The organism is Corticicoccus populi (assembly GCF_042686195.1).
GTDB lineage: Bacteria > Bacillota > Bacilli > Staphylococcales > Salinicoccaceae > Corticicoccus > Corticicoccus populi.
In genome coordinates this window covers 1,176,104-1,194,574 of sequence record NZ_JBHUOQ010000001.1, presented here as the reverse complement: position 1 = coordinate 1,194,574, position 18,471 = coordinate 1,176,104, and the positions used below count along the sequence as shown (strand labels likewise).

The 18,471-nt window shown below is 29.6% G+C and carries 12 protein-coding genes; 8 read left to right on the top strand and 4 right to left on the bottom strand.

Features of this window, described 5'->3' with window-relative positions:
- Nucleotides 1–94 precede the first annotated feature (94 nt).
- Genes ACFSX4_RS06005 through ACFSX4_RS05985 form a run of 5 tightly spaced genes read left to right on the top strand, consistent with a single transcriptional unit; the run spans nucleotide 95 to nucleotide 6,290 of the window.
- A complete protein-coding gene (locus ACFSX4_RS06005; RefSeq protein WP_377772550.1) occupies nucleotides 95–613 on the top strand; it encodes a hypothetical protein in 519 nt (172 codons plus the stop codon).
- 11 nt (nucleotides 614–624) lie between these two features.
- The gene (locus ACFSX4_RS06000) at nucleotides 625–1,257 is read left to right on the top strand and encodes a ParA family protein (protein ID WP_377772548.1); all 633 of its coding nucleotides are present in this window, start codon (nucleotides 625–627) and stop codon (nucleotides 1,255–1,257) included.
- Nucleotides 1,258–1,292: 35 nt separating this feature from the next.
- Nucleotides 1,293–2,546, top strand: a complete 1,254-nt coding sequence (locus ACFSX4_RS05995) for a nucleotide sugar dehydrogenase (protein ID WP_377772546.1) — start codon at nucleotides 1,293–1,295, stop codon at nucleotides 2,544–2,546.
- A gap of 59 nt (nucleotides 2,547–2,605) precedes the next feature.
- Nucleotides 2,606–3,667 (top strand): hypothetical protein, encoded by a 1,062-nt coding sequence (locus tag ACFSX4_RS05990; RefSeq protein WP_377772544.1) that lies wholly within the window; start codon nucleotides 2,606–2,608, stop codon nucleotides 3,665–3,667.
- A 13-nt stretch (nucleotides 3,668–3,680) separates the two neighbouring features.
- On the top strand, nucleotides 3,681–6,290 hold the full coding sequence (locus ACFSX4_RS05985; RefSeq protein WP_377772542.1) for a glycosyltransferase: 2,610 nt from the start codon (nucleotides 3,681–3,683) through the stop codon (nucleotides 6,288–6,290).
- Nucleotides 6,291–6,359: 69 nt separating this feature from the next.
- Here ACFSX4_RS05985 and ACFSX4_RS05980 read toward each other — a convergent pair whose 3' ends face one another.
- Nucleotides 6,360–8,177 carry a hypothetical protein gene (locus tag ACFSX4_RS05980; protein ID WP_377772540.1) on the bottom strand — a complete coding sequence of 606 codons (1,818 nt, stop codon included), beginning with the start codon at nucleotides 8,175–8,177 and terminating at the stop codon, nucleotides 6,360–6,362.
- A 288-nt stretch (nucleotides 8,178–8,465) separates the two neighbouring features.
- On the opposite strand from ACFSX4_RS05980, the gene ACFSX4_RS05975 reads away from it, so the two are divergent.
- The 3 genes from ACFSX4_RS05975 (at nucleotide 8,466) to ACFSX4_RS05965 (ending at nucleotide 13,017) form a co-directional block, all read left to right on the top strand.
- On the top strand, nucleotides 8,466–8,990 hold the full coding sequence (locus tag ACFSX4_RS05975) for a hypothetical protein (protein ID WP_377772538.1): 525 nt from the start codon (nucleotides 8,466–8,468) through the stop codon (nucleotides 8,988–8,990).
- Nucleotides 8,991–9,005: 15 nt separating this feature from the next.
- Nucleotides 9,006–11,588: a glycosyltransferase gene (locus ACFSX4_RS05970; protein ID WP_377772536.1), complete on the top strand. Its 2,583-nt coding sequence runs from the start codon at nucleotides 9,006–9,008 to the stop codon at nucleotides 11,586–11,588.
- A 232-nt stretch (nucleotides 11,589–11,820) separates the two neighbouring features.
- Nucleotides 11,821–13,017 carry an ATP-grasp domain-containing protein gene (locus tag ACFSX4_RS05965; RefSeq protein WP_377772534.1) on the top strand — a complete coding sequence of 399 codons (1,197 nt, stop codon included), beginning with the start codon at nucleotides 11,821–11,823 and terminating at the stop codon, nucleotides 13,015–13,017.
- 872 nt (nucleotides 13,018–13,889) lie between these two features.
- Here the strand turns inward: ACFSX4_RS05965 and ACFSX4_RS05960 are convergent.
- From ACFSX4_RS05960 to ACFSX4_RS05950, 3 genes are read right to left on the bottom strand one after another with little or no spacing between them, the layout of a single operon-like run.
- A complete protein-coding gene (locus ACFSX4_RS05960; protein ID WP_377772532.1) occupies nucleotides 13,890–15,200 on the bottom strand; it encodes a hypothetical protein in 1,311 nt (436 codons plus the stop codon).
- 38 nt (nucleotides 15,201–15,238) lie between these two features.
- Nucleotides 15,239–17,203 (bottom strand): heparinase II/III domain-containing protein, encoded by a 1,965-nt coding sequence (locus ACFSX4_RS05955; RefSeq protein WP_377772530.1) that lies wholly within the window; start codon nucleotides 17,201–17,203, stop codon nucleotides 15,239–15,241.
- An 8-nt stretch (nucleotides 17,204–17,211) separates the two neighbouring features.
- On the bottom strand, nucleotides 17,212–18,360 hold the full coding sequence (locus ACFSX4_RS05950; RefSeq protein WP_377772528.1) for a hypothetical protein: 1,149 nt from the start codon (nucleotides 18,358–18,360) through the stop codon (nucleotides 17,212–17,214).
- Nucleotides 18,361–18,471: the final 111 nt, after the last annotated feature.

The window sequence follows — 18,471 nt, the reverse complement described above, 5'->3', positions numbered from 1 at the left end:
TAAGATTACACCTCAAAATTTGTGTGTGAATGTTTTCTAAATCACTCATATAATAGTATAATAATATTTGTATAATGACTAGAGGAGAAATATTATGTATTTTTTAAAGAAAAATTCATTAAATGTAATTATGTTTATATTACTGTTTGGCGTGCTGGGGACATTGATTAATTTCATTATTCCTGTCCAGTCAATAGACTACGAGGAATATTATACCTTAGAAGGTGATATCCCGCCAAATACAAGCAGTATCATGAATACCTTGGCAAATGAACATATCAATGCGGAATCACCTGTTAAGACAGTTGAAATTAGCCATGATGCCGGTTCCAGTATGATTCAATTGAATATACATACGAACAACAGAGATAATTTAGAAGGTATTAAATCACAGTTTGATAGTATTCTTTCAGACAGTGGTTATTCAGTGAGTGAAACACGCGGCGTGAACATATATGAAACAGAAAATACGTTTCTGAAAGTGTTTATATTGGTTGCATCATTGTTTGTTGGACTTGTTATTGGAATTATCTTCTCATTATTGACAAGAAATATTTCTACTGAGGAAGATTTTGAATATTATTTAGGTGAAAAGACACTTGGCTCATTTTAGGAGGTTAATGTATGAGACGCACCCAGGCAGAAAGCAGCCGACAAGAGATTGATGATAAGATATTAAAGAAATTATATGATTCTGCGATTGTTGTGAAAAATGGTATAGAAGAGCGCGGATATAAATCAGTATTATTCAGTTCCCTGTCTGAAAGAGAGGCAACAGCAGAAGCAGCAGTTCACATTGGGTATCTACTTACACAATTAAAGAAAAAAGTTCTGATTGTAAACTTGAATCATAAAAGTTCTGATTTAGTTGATGGATATTTAAAGGCAGATAAAGGAGCCAGCTTAATAAAACAATTGAAAGAATCTGCTTATATCAGTGAAGCGATTGCACAGTCTCAATACTCTAATTTGGATTTAATTGAGATTGAAGAAGTGACTAGTGATGAGTTTGTATCAGCTGTGAATGAATATGATCTAAAAAGCAAATTAAGCCCTCTGACTAATTATTATGATGTTCTTATAGTGATTGGTCCCGGGGAAGAGCACTTTAGTTACTATGCAAATATATTAGAGTTAGTAGACAGTGCAGTTACTATTGTAAACAGCAGAAAAAATGACAGAAAACGTTTAAAAACCTATATGGATAAATTTAAGGTTTTCAATATTAGAAGTTTTGGTATAATAAGAAAAGACTAAAATAAGATTTTTGAGAGAGTAAGGTGTAATTAAAAGTGAAATTAACTACTATCGGATTGGGCTATATCGGCCTTCCAACGTCAATTATGTTTGCAAAACACGGAGTCGATGTACTTGGTGTGGATATCAAACAGGAAGCAGTGGATATGCTGAACAGCGGCCAGATCCATATTGAAGAGCCAGGGTTGCAGGAAGCACTTGAAGAAGTTCTTGAGACAGGTAAATTCAAGGCAGCAACTCAGCCTGAGGAAGCAGATGCGTATATTATTGCTGTACCGACTCCAAATAGAGATGATGAATTTAAATCATGTGATATTTCTATTGTAATGTCAGGTGTTAAGTCAATCGTACCTCTCTTGAAAAAAGGAGATACAGTAATTGTTGAATCTACAATAGCTCCGAGAACAATGGATGACCATGTAGCACCATTTTTGCAGGAACAAGGATTTAAAATCGGAGAAGATATATTCCTGGTTCATTGTCCTGAACGTGTTCTTCCTGGTCAGATTATGCATGAATTGATTTTTAATAATCGTATTGTCGGTGGAATGACACCAGCATGTGTAGAAGCGGGTAAAAAGGTTTATGGTACTTTTGTACAAGGTGAAATGATTGAGACAAATGCTAAAACAGCAGAAATGTCTAAACTTATGGAAAATACATACCGAGATGTAAATATTGCACTTGCGAATGAACTTGCGAAAATCTGTAACTACTTGGATATTAATGTACATGAAGTCATTGAAATGGCAAATAAACACCCACGTGTAAACCTCCATACTCCAGGTCCTGGTGTAGGTGGTCACTGTCTTGCAGTGGATCCGTATTTCATTATTGCAGAGGCACCGGAACAGTCTCCATTAATCAAGCTTGCACGAGATATCAATGTATCAATGCCTGAGTATGTAGTGAGCTATACTAAGGAGATATTAGAAAAGCTCGGCGGCGATAAAGTTACAGTATTTGGCTTAACATATAAAGGTGACGTGGATGATATCCGTGAGTCACCGGCGTTTGATATTTATGAGTTATTGCGAAAGGAATCTTCACTTAATGTAGTTGCATATGATCCGCATGTGAAACTAGACTGGGTAGAAGAAGATGTTAACAAAGCAGTTGAGGGAAGCTCACTTGTACTCGTATTAAGTGATCATTCCGAGTTCAAAGTGATGTCTGATGAAGACTTTAGTACAATGAAAGATCAAGTTATTTTTGATACTAAAAATGTAATGAAATCAGATTTTGAAGAAACTCAATACTATAACTATGGTAACATCCAGAAATTATAATTTTCTTAACCGAGTAGCTGAGCTATTCGGTTAAAATTGTTTTATAAAGGGAGAATAATATGGAAAACTTGGAAAGTTTAAGATATTCAAAGCAATATATCCTATTTGAGGATGAACAAACTAAAATATATAAAAAAATAAATGATCAAAATTCTACAGAAACAGTGGATAAATATTTATGGGATCCGGTAACCACAATTACGGAATCAATTGTAGATGATGAAAAATTTTATTTAATTCAACATGATGATCAGAAGTTGGGGTGGATTAATTTAAAAAAATCAATCCAAGTATTTCGTTTTGAACCAGAGACTTACCGTTTTCTAGACCAAAATTTTAAAGCACATGAAATTAACTTGAAGATAGGAATAGATAAAGATTTTAGAACACACTTTAATAATAAATTACTTACTGTAAAATCTGAAATAAATATTGATGGAACTAGACTTTTCAGTGTGTTTGTAAAGAATAAATTTTTTGGTTTTCATCCTATAGAATATTTTGAGAAAATGATTGAGTGTGATATTCCTGTTGACAGTAATATTCTAAAAGATAAGGCTATGTATAAAGTGAGCAGTCTTAAAAGTCCAACAACTGAAGAAGTGAAAATAGAAAATCCTAGATTAGTTACGGTTTTTAAAAACTCAAAAATTGGTAGAGTAAAAGTGAATAATAAACAGTTTTTTTGGATTGAACTGTATGGCATGGATGATCTAATTAATGGGCTGGATGAAGAAAAAGAAAAAGAAAGAAGTATTAATCAAAAAATATTAGATGATATTTTTTATGGTATTAAAATTGAAAGAAATCAAAGTAAAGAAATAGTTAAAACAATACTTTCTGCTAAAAAATATATGAAAGCAAAAAAGAAAAACAACTTATCTTCTTATATTAGTGATGACAATAATGATGAACAAATCACAGCATTAAAAAAAGAAATAAAGTTGGTTAAAGAAAGTAATAATAAATTGGAAAAACAAATAAAGCTCGGTGAAACAAGGCTGAATCAGCAGAGAGACTATAATTCAAGACTTGAGCAGCAGAGAGATAAATATAAACAACGTATGCAATTAGTAGAAGAGAAGTTAAAGAAAATAGTAGAAAAAAATAATAAAAAATAGAGGAGGTCATTATATGGATATGAATCAACTAGAAAAAAACCTTGAAAAATATAAGGAAAATTTATCCAAGGATTTTTCATTCACTTTAAATCAAATGATTAATGATCTCGATCCGACTATTTTAGCAAATGAATACAGCCAAAATTTTGCTGAAAGAATAAAGACTAATCCTTTTTATTATTTAAAGTTTGAAGATATAGGAAGAGAAAATGCCCTGGATAAATTTAAAAATGCAATGGAGAATGTTCCAACAAGTAATGGTAGTAGATTTTATAAGAAAATGAATCTTAATATTGGAATTATTGCAGATGAATTTTTATATAACTCTTTTAAAGATGTTGCCAACTTAAATTATATTTCCCGAGAAGATAAGGAAATACATGACTATGATTTTGTGATTTTTGCATCTACCTGGAGAGGGATTGACAATACTTGGGAAGGATCTGCACATCCTTCAAATGAAAAAAGAATTGAAATGGAAGAGCTAATAGAAAAATATAATGAAAATGGAACTCCAACTATTTTCTATTCTAAGGAAGATCCTGTTAATTTCCATCTGTTTAAATCGCTTTCTGAAAAGTGCAGTCATATTTTTACTAGTTCGTTAGAAATGGTGGAGAGTTATAGAGAGCTCACTGGAAATGATAGAATCAATGTTTTACAATTTGGTATTAATCCTTACATTCATAATCCAGTTGGTTCAAGAACAAAATATGCAGAAAAATTTAAAAATGAAATTTTATTCGCTGGAAGTTGGCTGTCTAAATATCCAGTAAGAATGAATGAAACTAAAAAACTTTTTGATGCAATAAAAAAAGAAGAGGCACCGTTTACAATCATCGATAGAAACTTGAGATTGAAAAATCCCAGATACCAGTTTCCTGAAAAATATATAGAAAACATGGCACCCCCTCTCCAACATGATAAGTTGATGAACTTGCATAAAGTGATTCGATGGAGTATAAACATGAATTCTGTAAAATATTCTCAAACTATGTTTGCGAACAGAGTATATGAATTACAGGCATTTGGAAATATTGTATTATCAAATTATAATACTGGAATTAATAATCTTTTTCCAAATGTGCGTATGATTAATACCGGCGAGGATTTTAAAGTAATATACAGAACAAATGAAGATGATTTGAAGGATTTGCAGGCTAAGGGAATTAGAAATGTATTTAAAGAGCATACTACATTTCATAGAATCAGACAGATTGCTGCAACTATTGACATTGATATAGAAGAGGAAAACAGTAAGATCCTTGTTGTATTTGAAGATGATACATATCAAAACCGTAATAGTTTTGATCGACAAATTTATCAAGACAAAAATTATGTTCTTAAAAAAGATATAAATAATATTAATCTTTCTGAATATGGCTTTATTACTTTCTTTGATGACAGTAATTTATATGAAGAATACTACCTTGAAGATATGGTTACTGCTTTTAAATATGCTGATGTTGATTTTGTAACTAAAGATGACACTCATGAGGAACATAACTACATCAATAAAATTGTCAATCAATTTAAAACAATGATTCATATACCGGTTTATATGGAAATAACTGATTTATCTGAGTTAACTAATGGCTATAATCTTGATGATGTTGAAGTGTTGAATGAAGAAACGAATGATAAAAAAGAAGTGACGAGTAAAAAAGAACTAAGTGTTATTATTCCTATTCATAATAATGGAACTTATCTTGAAGAAAAATGCTTTGCAAGTCTAAAACGGTCCAGCAGTTTTGACAAAATGGAAATTATTTTTATTAATGATGGCAGTACAGATGAAACGACAATTAAGATAATTAACAGGCTCAGAAGAAGACACCCGGATATCGTTTATATAGAGAATACTGAAGGATCAGGGAGTGCTTCGAAACCGAGAAATCAAGGAGCGAGAGTTGCTTCAACTGATTACATTACTTATCTCGATCCTGATAATGAAGCAATTGGTGATGGCTTCCATAATTTACTGAATAAAATAAAGACGAATGAAGTTGATATGGTCGTCGGTAATATTGTCAAAGAAGACAGTGATAGGAGAAATGGTGGGAAATACACGGACATTTTAAAAAGAAATAATAACGGAAAAATGTTAGTGGAAGATCCTAAAGCATTTTTAATACGCTCTGAAATGAGGGTGCAGAGTATACAAGCTGTAATTGTTAAGAAATCGGTAATCGTAGATAATAATTTAAAGATGGTTGAGGGTGCAGCCGGCCAGGATACCATGTTTTATCAAGAGCTGGTGTTAAACTCGAAAACAATCATGGGTGTGAATCATTACATTCATATCTATTATGCTGCTGTTCTAGGAAGTGTAACTAATACAATCTCACACAAATTCTTTGATAAATACTATAAATTAGAACTTGAGAGAATTCCCTATCTAGAAAGTTACGATTTAATTGATACGTATCTGACTGTCAGATACAACTCGTATATTCGATTGTGGTATTTGACAAGACTTGAGAGGGTAGAATCTCAGCATAGATTTGACGCAGTGTCGAAGTTTTTGGACATTATTAAATTGTATGATAAGTTTAATCCTGCTTATGATGAAGATGTTAAAGAAACAATTGAGGAACTGAAGAAAGAAGTGAACCGCAACTAATATTAAAATAAAACTACACAGTGGATTGTGTAGTTTTTTTTTTTTAAAGTATTCATTATTAAATATAGATTATAGTATTTCTAATTTAAGCCTGCCTGCATCAATCCACGATTTTTTTGAGTAGTCTTTATTATAATTAATTACAAAGTGTATTACATTATCTTTAACTTGTAGTTCCAAGCCATTATATAAATCGAGCATATCATAAATTTTAGCCTCATAACCGTTATTAATCAATACTTTGATTTTATTCTGCCCACTTTTGTTGGAATAATTACTGGAGATTTTAAGAATCTGACTAACGTCAGAATTATTTTTCACAGAAAAATTGTATTGTTCATATTCTTTAATGGAATCGGTATTTGGCTTAAGATTAACAAAATTTTTTATCTTATTTTTGTGTATGCTCACTTTATGTGAACCATAGATTCCCACATTATTTAATTCTGCATATGGCTCATCAATTTGAGATTGATGTTCTTTTTCTTTCATTGATTTATTAATCTCAAATTTTAATAATACCGGCCAGTATTTCTCTATAATCATTTTGTATAAAGAGAAATTCCTTCTTTCACTGATTGTTGGTTGTTGAATTAAATCTATAGTTTTTCTTGTGTTTGTAAATATAAACTCTTCAGTTTCAGGATCAGTTTCTAAAGTCAGAGCACTATGCCAATTTCCCATTCTCGATTCTAAATGAAATAAATCATAAAAGTGACGGCCTTTAGTAACACCCTCAAAAATCTTATTTCTCTTGAAGTATGATTCTATTTCTTCATCAAAGTCCGGCTGCTTCTCAAAATCTTTTGGAAGACCGTGTAAACACAGTTTATAAAAATCAAAACTGTCTGATGATTTATCAAGTGATTTCGGGAAATCTGCCTTTCCCATTCCAAACACAGTGGACTTAATGTGAACAGCCTTAAAATATTTCTGTTTACTCCGATAATAATTAGCAAGTGAATATGAATGTGTTGAATTAAATAATATATGATTAATATTGTTCTTATATTTTGTAGGAAGATAGTCTTCTAAATTAATGATATTGTGATTCCAACCAAGATATTCTTTCATATTTTTAGTGATATTTTCATCAGTTTTATAGATAATTTTAGCCATTTTAGTGGCAAGCTTATCCATTGGTTTTGTATAGGTCAAATATTCAACTTTATTGCTGAAATCTCTCGTTAATGCTGCTGAGACTCTTGAATCAATACCGCCGGTGATTGTCAAGAATAAATTATTATCGAGGCTCTCAAGATATTTTATACTTTGGTCTAAATAAGGTTTCAATTCCTCGAATGTCTCTTTTAAATCAGCATTTGATAAGGATTTCCTAGGATAAAATCTTACAAAATCGAAAGTTTCATACTTTAGATAAAGACTTGGATTGAATTTATATATTTCCTTGAACCTAGTGTAGTCTAACTCTGTGTGTTTACGATTAGATCTTTTGTTAAATATAAAATTATGATTTTCAAGAACCAACTGTACCAAAGAATCATGGGATCCAAGTGTTTTTGAATCGGGATGGTACACCAATGGCCTAAGCTGAGATGCATCTGAGTAGATAGAATGGTATTCTCCATCGAATACAATCAAATTGTAACGACCATTCAAGTAATCCAGTTCATTATAAATATCAGTAGAAATTAATAAATCTCTCAAGATGTGCTCTGTTGACTTTAAGGAATCCCGAATATCAAAGCAGTAACCTATTAAAAAAATAGATTTATTATCTAAATTATACTGAGTTATATTAACATTCTTATCATAGTAGATTTTAATGTTATTGGAATTAATTTTTTCATATTCGATTAAACTATTATCCAAGTTTAGTTCAGTGATTAAATAACTGGATTCAAAGGTTAGGTCTTTTATTTTCATTTCTTTTGCCCCTCTAATGTAAAATAGATATATATTATGTGCACAAATTATAAATTACGTTGTTCTTATATTATATCCCTATTGGAATATATTGAGTATACATTTAATATACAACATAATAGTAATTTTTGCCATTTAAAGATTTGATTGCGTTTTCATAATGTAGGGGTATTATTAGAATGCAGGTTCTCTAACCTTATACTGAGAAACAATTTATATTTTACTTTGATAGTTAATGAAGTAAGTTTATAATATTTATATAAATAAATTTTTAGAGGGATTGTAATTATGACATATAATAAACTTGAAATTGAGAAGGGTTTTGTTGAAATAAACATTACTGATTGTACTAATATAGATGTTGAGGAAATTATAGAGTTAAAAAAAAATAAGTCTCTGATTATTAATCTGGAAATAAATAATTTGATGCAGTTGAATCACTCTGATAAATTTAATATTTTAAGAATAGAAGATACTCATGTTTCAGTATTATATACAAAGCAGGCTTTTTTAGTAGAGAACCTTAGTAAAATTGCAAATGAATCAATTATTAAGTCAGTTGATGTTGAGAATAAGAGAATAAGAATCAATTTTTATACATCTAAGGAACTCAGTGAATCAGTTATTGAGAACAACTTCAAAATACTCGAAAGAATTAAATATATACCCAATGATGTTAAATTGCATTCAAAAAACTATGAGATACTTTACCAGGCAAACCAAATATTAAAAGCTTATAAAAAAAGTGATGATACAAAAAAAGAATTAGTGAATAAAATCAATGCATTACATAGACATGCATCTAAGCTATAGTAGGGAGTTTTTAAAGTGAGTTATGAAAAATTTCATGGAAAAATTAATGATATAAGAGATACAGTTATTCAGTCTCAGGAACTCGAAAAGGGAATTTCAATAGTTATACCGGTTCATGATGGAAAAGAATTTATTTCTTCATGTCTAGAAAGTATTGAAAATCAGAAAATAAATGATGCAAAGTTTGAGGTCATTATTGTTTTAAATGGTAAATTTATAGAAGAATTGACATACTTACATAGTACCACGTTCAATAATTTAGATATTGTCATTTTAATTAATAATAAGAATGGTGCTGGGTCTGCTAGAAATTTAGGGATGAAGAATGCTAGATACAGCCATGTTACATTTGTAGATATAGATGATTATATTTCACAGAATTACATACAGTCTAACTTTGATAGGATGGAACAAGATACAATAACATTTTCACAAATACATGATGTACTAGATAATGAAATAATAGTTGATAATCCTATTAATAAGGAAATAATAGATAATCAAGAAAAAGCTCCGGTGTCGATTGATAATATAAACAAAATTGCATCTATTACAGTTTGCAAAGTAATTCCTAAAGAAATTATAATGCTTCAAGAGTTCAGAGATTATTTAAGAAGTGGTGAAGATACAGTATTTTATAGTGAGTTATTTATAAATAGCCGCCCAAAACTGAAAATACTGCCAGTTGAAACTGAAGCAATATACTACAGAAATATTAGAGAAGATTCAGTTTCGAGAAAAAAGGCATCTTTTGATTTTTTAGTGTTTCAAAGACTGGAAATATTAGAGATATTAGATGACATGCTTAGCAATATAACAAACCCAGCACTAATCAAGTTTGTAAGGTCTAAATACAATGCTCAAATCAGTTTTATGAATAGGTATTTAATAGAAGCTCCAACAGATAGAGAAAGAGTAATTGATGCAATTGAAAATATGTCTCTAAAGCATTTCAACTATTCAATATTAAATCGTGGTTTTGCAAATACATTAGTTATCTCATATTGTTTTCCACCTTTTAGTGATACAAGTGCTACGATAGTTGCTAAAAGGTTAATTAATAATGGAGATGTAGTCGATGTGGTTTCTAATAATATGAGTCGCATAAGACATAAAGAACTATCATTGAGAGACATGGTATCTCCTCTAGTTGGAAGTAATATTGTTGTAAATCAATTAGCTTCATTTAGTAATATGTTCTATTTAAATAGTTTTATTGATACGGCAGTACGTTTCTATGCTAAAAATAAAGAACGCTATTCAAAAGTATACAGTAGGGCAATGTTTCCTATATCTCACCTACCTAATATTTTTATAAAGATTATGAACCCTAATATCAAATGGACAGCAGAATTTTCTGATCCATTACTGTATGATATTGAATCTAAAGAAAGGTACGGTTTAGTTGAGAATGAAGTGTTTATAAAATCGATGAAAAATGGATTATTAAATGATTTTAGTAAATATGTTGATAATAACCTTTTTAATATTTCAGAACTAATCCCGTTTGCACTAGCGGATGAATTAATTTTTACAAATGAAAATCAGTTGGAATATATGATTTCAAGATTTTGTGAAGACGAGAAGGAATTAATACGCAAAAAATCAGTAATAATGAAGCACCCGACACTCCCGAATGAGTATTATAATTTACAGAAGTCTAATATTGTATTTGAAGAATCTGTAATTAACATAGCTTATTTTGGAAATTTCTATAGCAAAAGAAGTTATGGTCAATTTGTAGAATTAATAGAACAACTTAATGCAAACTTTAATAGAACATTCAAATTACATTTATATACAAATAAGAATCAAATTGATGAAAATGACTTATTGTATTTAAAGAAAAAGTATATAAATGTAAATGATTACTTATCTTATACTGAATTTTTAAATGCAACAACACAGTACGATATTTTAATTATTAGCGATGCCAATACAAAAGATGATAAGCCATTTAATCCTTATCTACCTTCAAAATTAAGTGACTATTTGGGAAGCGGAACACCAATTTTAGCATTGACTGAAGAAAATAGTGTTATGTCAAAAATGTCTGATGACAAGTTATATAAGATTGATTTGGATACTTTTGCAAAAGAAATAGAGACAAATTCCATTTCGAATAATGATATTTTAAGTGATTTAGTCACCCTGGTTAATAATGAAAAAAAACTTAAAGGTGGAAGAAGTTTAGATTTTGGAAAAGAAAAAATAATATTGAATGATGAAAAAACTAGAATGGAATTGACCAATGATTTAGCGATTCTAAATATTGATTCTAAAAATTGGTTGATTAGACCGAAAGAATTACCAGTGACTACAAGTAGTAGTTATGAGATAAAAATAGACAATTTCTCTGATTTTGATAAAAATATAAAAATTAAAAGTTTTTATAATTTGAAAAATATTATCACGATTGAACTAATTTCAATAAAGGAAAGTAGAATAGAATCATATTGCATAAGTAAGTTAAGAAACAAGTATACAAACATTGAAGTCCCTAAAAAAAGTAATATTATAATAAAAATTAAATACAAAAAAAATTATAAGAGTGATGGGTTTTTAAATGCCGGAAGACTAGAAATCAAAGGTATATAGCATTTTGTTGTTATTATAGAAAGTATCATTTGGTAACTAAAAGAAGGCGATATGCAATGAATAATTTAATGCTTACAACTACACAAGATAAGTATCCAGTTTCGGAATAACGACTATATTATATTTGTTGAATACAATAAATATTTATTAAACTTAAGTACTGCAGTAGTTTTGCATAGGATATTATTTGATCATTCTAAAACTTTCATTTAGCAAATAGAAGGAGAAACCTATGAACGTATCAGATTTAGAATATATATTATCAAAGAACCCATATGACAAAAACGTTTATTCGAATGATATCATTTTCCATTTACCTAATATTCATTTGAATTTTTTACAGAATAATGATATTAAATATGTTTTTCAACCAGCAGCTAAAAGATATATGAGGGCAATAGATATACTCAGGCATGATGAATCTGTTATAACAACTATTAAACCACCAAGGTATTCTACTAATGATTCGTTCAGTCATTCTCTTGTAAGAGATAAGTTAAAAACTGAAGGGTATTTAAAACGCTTTAATATAAATACACCTGAATCTCAGATCTACAACAAAGAAGAGGTAGAAAGAGCTAAGGAGTTATCTTTCAAAGATTCCAATCATTCTGTAGTAATTAAGCCGTTATATGGGACTCTTGGTAAAGGTGTCAGGGTGAATGTAAGAGAGGATAGGTTCGAATACAATTGGGAAGTTGCGGCAAATAGTTCAACGAATAAAAATGAAATCATTGTTCAAAAATTTTTGGAAGGATTCGAAGCTAGAGCAACAATTATTGAAGGGACACTTTTATCAATCACAGTGCGCATACCGCCATATGTAGTTGGTGACGGTCAAAATTCAATAGAAGATTTAATTGCTAAAAAAAATGAATCTAGAAAAGTTTGTGGATTTTTGAGGAATTATCCAATTAAAAAAAGTGAGACTATGAAAGAGTATCTAAATTCTATAGAAAAATCTATGTTCTATATTCCAAAAAGTGATGAGAAAGTGCTCCTGGGATCAGTATCCAACTTGTCCAATGGTGGTGAACTCTTTAATATCACTGAGTCAGTTTCCAATGATATTAAAGAGCTGGCATTAGATGCACTTGCTTCATTTCCTGGTTTATACACTGGTGGACTTGATATTATAATGAAATCTTTCGATGATAAAGAGGCAGTTATTTTAGAAGTTAATTCGTTCCCTGTTATTGCAATAGCTGCGTACCCGACTTATGGTCCGAAGACAGATCCATCTAAAGCATATATTGAATCGGTCATAGCCATGGACCAGTATGTTAATACTTCCAGGTTTAATTATACGATTGAGAATGAAAAACAATATATAAAAAATTACTTGAGTTTCATGAATAGAAAGAAACGACAGGTTAATAGAAATTATAAAGTGTTGTTGGAAGGTCTGGATAATTCTTTCAACGATTAATCATAGTGAGGTATGTGCCTTTAAAAATATAATAAGATTAAAGTGTCTTCTGAAATTAAGAACTATGGTAAAGAAAAATGGTGGCTTAATTAGACCATGTTGATGGTGCAGTGAGAATATTTATTTTCCGTTCCTCGCGATGAGAAGTGGGCGAAAGCTAAATTTTACTTTCATTGAACCTATTTGTTCCGCTGATTCTCATTTTTTAATGCACATATCATACAGTGGACGTGCGCTGGATTCCTAGTATACATGTAGATTCCGTAACCCGGCCTTTGTTTGTTCATGGTATCGTTTACCTGTCCCCCAGATATGTGTACTGAATATTGATTTCATCATATGTCCAGTACACAGCCTGTCTCGGAGTTTTCTGATATTTCTAGGTCTATGATTGAAAAACATTACTCTGATAATCAATTCAATACTTTCAAATCGAATCATCAATGTTTCATAGTTATATTCATTGTTGTACTCTGTGTCGTGTTTAAAATCGTCACCAATGTCCAGGTATCTGACGGATTCAAAGACATTGTAGTTCAGTACAAACTAATGGCTGGTCGATGTCTAGACATTATAGCGCACCACCAACCGACATTTACGCATATAATTGCCTTTCATCTGCATAGATGTCGCATCAGGACCTGTTTTAGAAAAATTATTTCGATTTTTGACTGTATACGCCTGGCGTTGAGTGTTATTCTCACCTCTTCAAATCTTTACATTTCTTCTATGCCTTTTTCCAGTGGAATGCTGTTCCATTTTGATTTACGAACGTCACAGCGGCTTCCACTGCGGTATCGAATCTCAGTCGCTCATTCACCTAATTTTAATTTGATTTTTTAGTTTTGGTTCAGATATTTATTTTGAAAATTTTATTCTTGGGTTTGGACACTATACGGACTGGAAAAAGAAGCTGGTGAGTTATATTCTATGCTTTTGGTCAGTTCAACAATGTTTAATATTTCAGTTCTTGATGCTTTTGACCAAGAATTGGCTTCACAATTCTTGAGAGTCCTAATTCGGATTAAAATTATATCATTTTGTTGCAAGTTATGAAGGTAAATTTGATTTTGGAAAGGCCATTTAGAAATATCCTCAATTAAAATCGTTTTGCTATTCTTTACGATTTCATATTGTAAGTACCCACTACCTTTTGCGTTTAGATATTTATTTATTAATTCAATTTTTAAAGTTCCCTTTTTACTTTCAAATCTTTTTTCTAAGACACATGAGAAATCCTTCTTTAGATACTTAACAGGCAAATAGAGAGTATTGTCGTTAACTCTCATTGATTCAATATAGTTATTATTATTATCATACATTTTGAAAGTATTGAATTTCTTTGTATTGAAATTGTAACTTGGATTTCTTAAATCTAAATATTTATTTATCAATTGTATAGTTTTAGCACGTGGATAAATTCCACCATGACCTTTGTCAGAATGATAGAGCAATAGTTCAATAGAATCATTAGTGTTGTCAATATTATCAATGTACTCAACAAAGGGAAGGTATTGTTCTTTAAAATCTTTATTACTATATCTATTTAGAACATATACGATATTAGGTATATAGTTATACTCTTCCATCATTTTAAGTACGGAAAGTCGATCTCCATAATTTTCAGCTATCTCTTTTTCACTCATGTTTGGGAAAGCAGAATTGTATAAATTTTCAGCCCGATTTTTTTGAGTATCTTTTCGAATCCAGATCTGAGGATTGTTAGCAATAGCTAGACTTCTTTTCTTGAAAATAGATAGCATAATAGACATAAAGCCACCAGCAGATGAACCAAAAAAGATTATGTTATTATTCTTAATATTTAATAGTTTAGTGATTTTATCAATGATTTCACTAATTTCTTTTAAATAATAATTATCCTTCTCTCCAACCCCCCAACCAACAGTTAAATGAGAGTCATGGATGGTTGGATCGTCAATATACAAACTATTGGCATTAAACTCTCTTGCCCAGGTGAACCTGGAAAAAAATGGAGCATCTTTTTTATTTCGATTTAATGCTCCATTTGAAAAAACAACTAAATTATTACTATTGACTTTACTATGAAATTTAAAATGGTAGCTAACATTATTTTTTTGAATGACTAGAGTTCTATTATCTAGAGTTAATAATAAATCTAAATTTAAATCTTCTAATTTTATTTTTGTTTCATTGTCAATCATATTATCAACCTTTACATATATGCTTTAATTATTTAATCTCAATGATGTAGAATATATTTCTTGAAAGTAAACTCACGCTTTTCATCTTTGTTTCGTTTATTGCGTACAAAGCATCTAATTTTATATTCCCCAGATTGATTGAACTTATATAAAAACTCTGGAGATTCTTGATACCAAATTATTTTTTCACGTATATCTCCTATATATATATACCATGCGTAATCACACTCATCAAAAATATTAGAGTAAGTTCGAACTAAATGTTGATTCCCTTGGAATTCAACATTTATATAGTTTCCTATTACCAATTCATTTTCAATGTTAATAAACTTTAAAGTATATGATTTATTTGAATCCTCAATTCTAATTTCATCTTCTGAAAATTCTAATGTATCAGGTATGGTAGTATCAGGATCAAATGAGAGGATAGATGTGAGTTGGGCGTTAGAATCAAATTTGACAAATTCAATTTGAGATATATATTCTAAATGGTGAAAATGTGTAGAAAGTTTAGCTTTTTTACTACTTTTAGGGTGTATATTAATATAGTTGCTATCTAAAGTTTGTAGAAGTATAGAGTCATTAATTACAATTTTATTATTATTAGTTTTTAAGTTGAATATATTACTGATATTTTTTGAAAAATTAAAAATCAAACTATTTTTGATTTTAAAATCACTTATTATATGATCAGACAATATAATAGAGAAACTATCTTTCAATATATATATATGTCTTAGAATATTTGCATATTCATAAGCATTATTTTGTAAAATGATATGAAAGTATTCATTTTCTTCATTGAAATATACAATTCTTATTTCATGTGAAGTTGACTTGTGATAAGGATAACTTTCATCATTTAACATTATAGAGTTATGTGACTTGGGAGATTTAAAATAGTCTTTTAAATCTCCCCGATCGTAATTATATATTCCTGAATCAATCAATATCTCTTCTTTATGGAATAGAGTGAATGATAAATCATCAGCATGTTTATGATTTTTAACAATATCTCCACATCTTAAGAAAAAATAACTATCCTTATTTTTGATTGTAATGTAACCCTCATTTTCAAAGTAGTATCCTTTAAGTTGATGATGAGTATAGTTTGAGAATAATAAATGATTATCAAAGTATTCGTATATGTTAGATTTTTTGATTTTCTCAATAGTGACGAGTTCCCCGTCACCATATAGTGGGAAACTATTATTTGGTTGTTTTATAATATTTAGAAAGTCTAGTGATTTTTCGATTTTTTTATTAAAATTGGTTAAGATATTTAAACCCATAGGTTCCATTATATTTTTTTCAATTGAGATTATTAATTCTAAATTAAATAGGAAATATGTTATTGAATTTTCAACGCAAATCATATTCGGTGTAAATGTCTTTAGAAAATTATCCTTAATTCTCTCTATAGCTTTATTCATATTCTGTTCATCTTTGGAAATAATAGAGAGAAGTAAGAGTGAACGATCCATCATCAGACCATGGTTATATTCAATGAAATTTTTATCATTTGCTAAAAATTCTTTATGTGTTTTTGTTAATGTTTTTATCAATTCTCTAGTATCGGTTTTAAATTTTTGTGAAGATATTAAATTTAGATAGCTTAAAACAATTGATCTATCAGCTACACAATGACGGTACCATAAATACTTATGGTTTTCTTGGTCACTCACCTTGTACCATTTTTCGAGTAAGTCAATGGATTTATCTAAATATTTTTCCTCATTTGTATAGTAGTGAGCTAGTAGAAGATAACTGATTGGCTCCCACTCGTGTAAGTGTAACATAGCCATATTAGTATGTGGTCCCATATCTATTTTCCAATCGGGGTGAGAACAAAATTTTAAGTTGTCACTTATTGAATTGAATGATTTAGGAATATAGTTATATTTCAAAATCATATAATCATTTAAGATGTATTCACTGGCTTTTATTATCTCTGATCGGTTTAATCTATGTTTATTGAGTAAAATAAATATATTTTTTTTCATGGGTACCCCTATTTTACAGTATGGTAGTTTGATAAGAATTTGTTGACTTCTCTATATTCCTTCCAATCGTTTTCTTCAAATGGCAAAATATTAGCTTGTTCGAGATTGGAAACATATTTTGATCTAAATTGTTTAGGAACGAACTTCAAAACGTCCGTATAGTATCTATCATAAAATGATAAATTTAAATTTTGAGCTAAATCGTATGCTTCTTTGGGAATATCTGAAATTGTTAATGAAGCAATGTCATAATTTTTGTATTTCATGATGTAAAAAGATAATTGATCGACTAAGAAATTATCTCCCCATTTGAAATACTGATTAGTGGGTTCAGATACTGTATCTGTAAGTTCTATATCATGATTAAATCTGTCAATTTCAATCTCTAATAATAGTTGCTTTCTAAATCTTTTTTCTTCTTTAGGATTAGCTAGAGATTTCAAAGACTCATTAATAAGATGTGGAAAGTTATATGTAGATACTCTTAAAGATCCAATCTCAGATAATGGTTGAGTGTAAGGTATATTTTTCATTCCAGCACTTTGAACAAGTGTTGGAGTATTGTATGTTTTTACATAATTTGAATTTTGCATAAATGCTGCATTAATTATTGAGCCAAAAACATTAAATTCAGTGTTTAAGTAATCACTGTATAGTATGGAACCAATAACCATGAATAGCCATGAGTTTTTTCTGAAATCAGTTTCTAATATGTTTGTCTTCACAATGTGAGTGTCGAACTTATTAATCATATTCATCTCACGTTTAAAATGGCCACCAAAATCCATAGATACGAGAGAGTGATTTTGAGGTAAGAAAGGTATAGCTGCTAAGCTGTCAAAACCTCCGCTAAAGTTAACGGTGTGATTCCCAAATTTTTTTGAAATTAATGTTGGAGAATTATTTAACTTAGTAGTTATCGTGGAGGCTGTAAATTTTTCAATATCTTTTTTAGTTTTTTCTGAGATATTTAAATCAAAATTAATTGACTCATATTTTTTTCCACACAAAGCTGCTAAAGACAGCGCTATTAGATCATCTCTAATAATTATTGGGTCACTTAGCTCAAATTCAATATAATGGTTGGTGTCTCCATCACTATATTCAGCTTTTATGTAACCAGGTTTAATTTTAATTTGCTCAAAAGTAATTTTCATAAAGCATCCTCCAGAATTTCTATTTACATTATATTATATAGTAAGTGGTTACTCATTAAAATTAGAATTTAATAAATATTCTTTATAAAGTGAGGTGCATCTCTAAAGTTG